Here is a 4,278-nt window from a genome sequence, read left to right on the forward strand (position 1 = left end):
AGTTGCCGCGACTTGTCGCGCTCAGGACGCGGCGATCTGGGCGGCGAGGTGGCCCCCGCCGTAGCCGTTGTCGATGTTGACCACGGCCACCCCGGGGGAGCACGCGTTGAGCATCGACAGGAGAGGGGCCACGCCCCCGAAGGCGGCCCCGTACCCGACCGAGGTAGGGACGGCGACGACCGGGCAGCTCACCAGGCCCGCGACGACGCTCGGGAGGGCGCCGTCCATCCCCGCGGCGACGACGACGACGCGTGCGGAGCGCAGCAGGTCGAGCTGGCCCAGGACGCGGTGCAGCCCGGCGACGCCGACGTCGACGACGAGCTCGGTGCGCCGTCCGAGGTAACGCGCGGTGAGCTCGGCCTCCCGGGCGACGGGCAGGTCGGAGGTGCCCGCGCTGAGGACGACGACGAGCCCGCCGGTCGGCTCGGGCGGCTGCGCCGGCCAGGCGAGGAGCCGGGCGACGGGGTCGTGGTGGGCGTCGGGCAGTGCGGCGATGACGGCCTGCGCCTGCTCGGGGGAGACCCGGGTGAACAGGGTGGGGCTGCCCGCCTGCGCGACCTCGGCGGCGATGAGCGCCACCTGCTCCACCGTCTTCGGCTCGCACAGCACGGCCTCGGGGTAGCCACGGCGGGCGGCGCGGTCGTGGTCGAGGCGGACCACCCGGGTGAGCTCGGGCCCCGGCTGCCAGTCCTCAGTCATGGCTGCGGGTGACGAGCGGGAGGGTGAAGGCGCCGGACTGGATGCCGCGCAGGTCGAGCGCCACGAACCGGAAGCCGGCCGCACGCACTGCGGCGTCGACGTCCTCGCGCCGGTGGACCGCGACGAGGAGCTCCTCGGGGCGCAGCTCGATGCGCGCGACGTCACCGTGGTGGCGGACGCGCGAGTCGGTGAACCCGAGCCGGCGCAGCCCGGCCTCCGCCCGGTCGACCTGACGCAGCTTCTCCGGGGTGACCTCCTCGAAGTGCGGGATGCGCGAGGCGAGGCACGGGGCGGCGGGCTTGTCCGCGACGGGCAGGGCCAGCGCCCGGGCCGTCTCCCGGACCATCGCCTTCGTCATCCCGGCCTCGGCGAGCGGGCGCAGCACGCGGTGGTTGGTCGCGGCCTGCGAGCCGGGCCGGTCCGGCCGCTTCGCGTCGTCGGCGTTCTCGCCGTAGGCGACGGCCGCCAGACCGAGCTCGGCGACGAGCTCGTCGTCGATGCGCGTGAAGAGCTCGTCCTTGCAGTGGAAGCAGCGGTCGGGGCCGTTGGCGCGGTAGGCCGCGGACTGTCCCTCGTGGGTCTCGATCTCCACGACGCGCGCGCCGATGACGGCGGCGGTCTCGTGCGCCCTGGCCCGCTCGTCCGTCGCGAGGCTGGGGGAGACCCCGAGCACGGCGACGACGTTCGCGGGGCCGAGGGTGCGCACCGCCATGGCGAGGAGGGTGGCGGAGTCGACCCCGCCTGAGTAGGCCACGCCCAGTGGAGCGTGACCGGCGAGCATCTGCTCGACCCGTTCCGCGGCCTGTGCCACCGGTCCGGTGAGGCCGGGTACCGCGGTCGTCGTCGTCATGGAGCTGCTCCTTCGGGCACGTGAGCTGCCAGTGTGCGCGGGCCGGGAGGCGACGTGGCAACTTGTTGCCACCGGTTGCCCCGTGACCATACCGTGGCGCGCATGGACAACGAGGGAGCGAATGACCCCGGCCGGGCGCCGACGATCTACGACGTCGCCAAGGCCGCCGGGGTCGCGCCGTCGACGGTGTCGCGTGCCCTGGCCCGGCCCGGGCGGGTGAGCGCGGCGACGGCGGAGAAGGTCCGCGACGCGGCCGCCCTGCTCGGGTACCGGCGCTCGTCGGTGGCGCCCGTCCTCAGCTCCGTCAACACGCGGATGCTCGCCATGGTCGTCGCCGACATCGGCAACCCGCTCTTCGTCGACGTCATCCGGGGGGCCGAGGCCGCCGCGGAGGCGGCCGGGTACACGATGCTCCTCTTCGACGCCCAGGAGTCCTACGTGCGTGAGCGGGACGCCGCGGAGAAGTTCCTCAGCGCCGTCGACGGGCTCGTCCTCACCAGCCCGCGGCTCTCGGACCTGGGCATCCGGGCGATCGCCAAGCAGCGGCCGGTCATCGTCCTCAACCGGGTCGTCAGCGGGCTGCCGAGCGTGCTCACCGACGGCGCCCGCGGAGTGCGGCGGGCCGCTGAGCACCTCGGGCAGCTCGGGCACCGCGAGATCACCTACGTCGCGGGCCCCGAGGCGTCGTGGGCCGACGGCGTGCGCTGGCGCGGTCTGGAGGAGGCGGGCCTGGAGCTGGAGCTGCGCGTGCGCCGGATCGGCCCCAACGCCCCGACCGTCGAGGGCGGGGCCAAGGCTGCCCGGCGGTGGGCGCAGAACCCGAGCACCGCCGTCGTCGCCTTCAACGACATCATGGCCGTCGGCTTCGTCCGTGGCCTGCGCGCCCTGGGGGTGTCGGTGCCCGGCGACGTGAGCGTGGTCGGCTTCGACAACAGCCGCACGGGGGCGCTCACCGTCCCCGCGCTCACCTCCGTCGCCTCGCCGCTGTCGCTGCAGGGCGCCACGGCGGTGCGCAACCTCCTCGCGATCATCGGTGGCGCGCGCTCCAGCGAGCAGCCCGTCGTGCTGCCGGTCAAGCTCATCGCGCGGGACTCCACCGCCCGCGTGCGCCGGGGCCGGCTCATGCGGTCCTGAGGCCGTGGCAACTGATGGACACCACTGCGGCCGGGCGGGGGCCCGCCGCCATACTGAGGGCCGTAGCGACACCAAGCCGCCGACCAAAGGACCAGCACGTGACTGACAACAAAGCGACTGCCTCCGCGCAGATCGGAGTCATCGGACTCGCTGTCATGGGCAGCAACCTCGCCCGCAACCTGGCGCGTCACGGGTACTCCGTGGCGCTCTACAACCGGACCGCCGCGAAGACCGAGGAGCTGGTCGCGGCGCACGGCGACGAGGGCACCTTCGTCCCGTCGGCCGAGCTCGCCGACTTCGTCGCGAGCCTCGAGCGGCCGCGCAAGATGATCATCATGGTCAAGGCCGGCGGCCCCACCGACGCGGTCATCGAGTCCCTCATCCCGCTCCTCGAGGAGGGGGACATCGTCGTCGACGGCGGCAACGCCCACTACGAGGACACCCGCCGCCGCGAGGCCTACCTGCGCGACAAGGGCCTGCACTTCGTCGGCGCCGGCATCTCCGGCGGTGAGGAGGGCGCGCTCAACGGCCCGAGCATCATGCCCGGCGGCCCCGCGGAGTCCTACGTGACCCTCGGCCCGATCCTCGAGGACATCTCGGCCAAGGTCGACGGCGAGCCCTGCTGCACCCACATCGGCCCCGACGGCGCGGGTCACTTCGTCAAGATGGTGCACAACGGCATCGAGTACGCCGACATGCAGTTCATCGCCGAGGCCTACGACATCCTGCGCTCGGCCGGGTTCTCCGCCCCCGAGCTCGCCGACGTGTTCAGCGAGTGGAACACCGGGGACCTGGACTCCTACCTCATCGAGATCACCGCCGACGTGCTGCGCCACGTCGACGCCGAGACGGGCAAGCCGTTCGTCGACGTCGTGGCGGACGCGGCAGCCCAGAAGGGCACCGGGCAGTGGACGGTGCAGATCGCCCTCGAGCTCGGCGTGCCGGTCAACACCATCGCCGAGTCCGTCTTCGCCCGCTCCAGCTCGGGTCACACCGCGCTGCGCGAGGCCGCCCGCGCCGCCCTCCACGGCCCCCACCGCGAGGCTTCCGACGCCGCCCAGCGCGCCGAGCTCGTCGAGAACGTCCGCCAGGCGCTGTGGGCCTCGAAGGTCGTCGCCTACGCCCAGGGCCTGGACCAGATCCGCACCGCCTCCGAGCAGTTCGGCTGGGACATCGACATCGCGGGCGTCGCCAAGATCTGGCGCGCGGGCTGCATCATCCGTGCCCGCCTGCTCGAGCGGATCCGCTCGGAGTACGCGGCGCACAACCTCACCACGCTCCTCGAGGCGCCGTCCGTCGCGGCGGGCCTGGAGTCCAGCCAGGCCGGCTGGCGCGCGGCCATCACCCACGCGGTCGCCAACGGCGTGCCGGTGCCGGGCTTCTCCGCCGCCCTCGCCTACTACGACACCGTCCGCGCCGAGCGGCTGCCGGCCTCCCTCATCCAGGGGCTGCGCGACTTCTTCGGGGCGCACACCTACCACCGGGTCGACAAGCCCGGGGTGTTCCACACCGAGTGGTCGGGCGACCGTAGCGAGTCCCAGGACAGCTGACCCGTCCCCCCCCGAACGGCCCGTCGACCCCGTCGACGGGCCGTT

4 protein-coding genes are annotated in these 4,278 nt (G+C 73.7%); 2 read left to right on the forward strand and 2 right to left on the reverse strand.

What is annotated here, in order from left to right; all coding sequences use genetic code 11:
• Nucleotides 1–21 precede the first annotated feature (21 nt).
• Together larB and larE are read right to left on the reverse strand one after the other, a co-directional pair.
• Complete coding sequence (gene larB / locus FHE66_RS15040) at nucleotides 22–699, reverse strand: nickel pincer cofactor biosynthesis protein LarB (RefSeq protein ID WP_139073794.1); 678 nt, start codon at nucleotides 697–699, stop codon at nucleotides 22–24.
• Nucleotides 692–1,549, reverse strand: coding sequence for an ATP-dependent sacrificial sulfur transferase LarE (larE, locus tag FHE66_RS15045; RefSeq protein WP_139073795.1), 858 nt, complete (start codon nucleotides 1,547–1,549; stop codon nucleotides 692–694). The genes larB and larE overlap by 8 nt, the downstream gene beginning before the upstream one ends.
• Before the next feature lie 102 nt (nucleotides 1,550–1,651).
• Between larE and FHE66_RS15050 the strand changes: the two genes are divergently transcribed.
• Both FHE66_RS15050 and gndA read left to right on the forward strand, forming a co-directional pair.
• Nucleotides 1,652–2,683, forward strand: a complete 1,032-nt coding sequence (locus tag FHE66_RS15050) for a LacI family DNA-binding transcriptional regulator (RefSeq protein WP_139073796.1) — start codon at nucleotides 1,652–1,654, stop codon at nucleotides 2,681–2,683.
• A 98-nt stretch (nucleotides 2,684–2,781) separates the two neighbouring features.
• Entirely contained in the window at nucleotides 2,782–4,233 is a 1,452-nt protein-coding gene (gndA, locus tag FHE66_RS15055) for an NADP-dependent phosphogluconate dehydrogenase (RefSeq protein ID WP_255303780.1), read from the forward strand.
• Nucleotides 4,234–4,278 lie beyond the last annotated feature (45 nt).

The sequence above is a fragment of the Georgenia sp. 311 genome (genome assembly GCF_006151955.1).
Taxonomy (GTDB): Bacteria; Actinomycetota; Actinomycetes; order Actinomycetales; family Actinomycetaceae; genus Oceanitalea; species Oceanitalea wutianyii.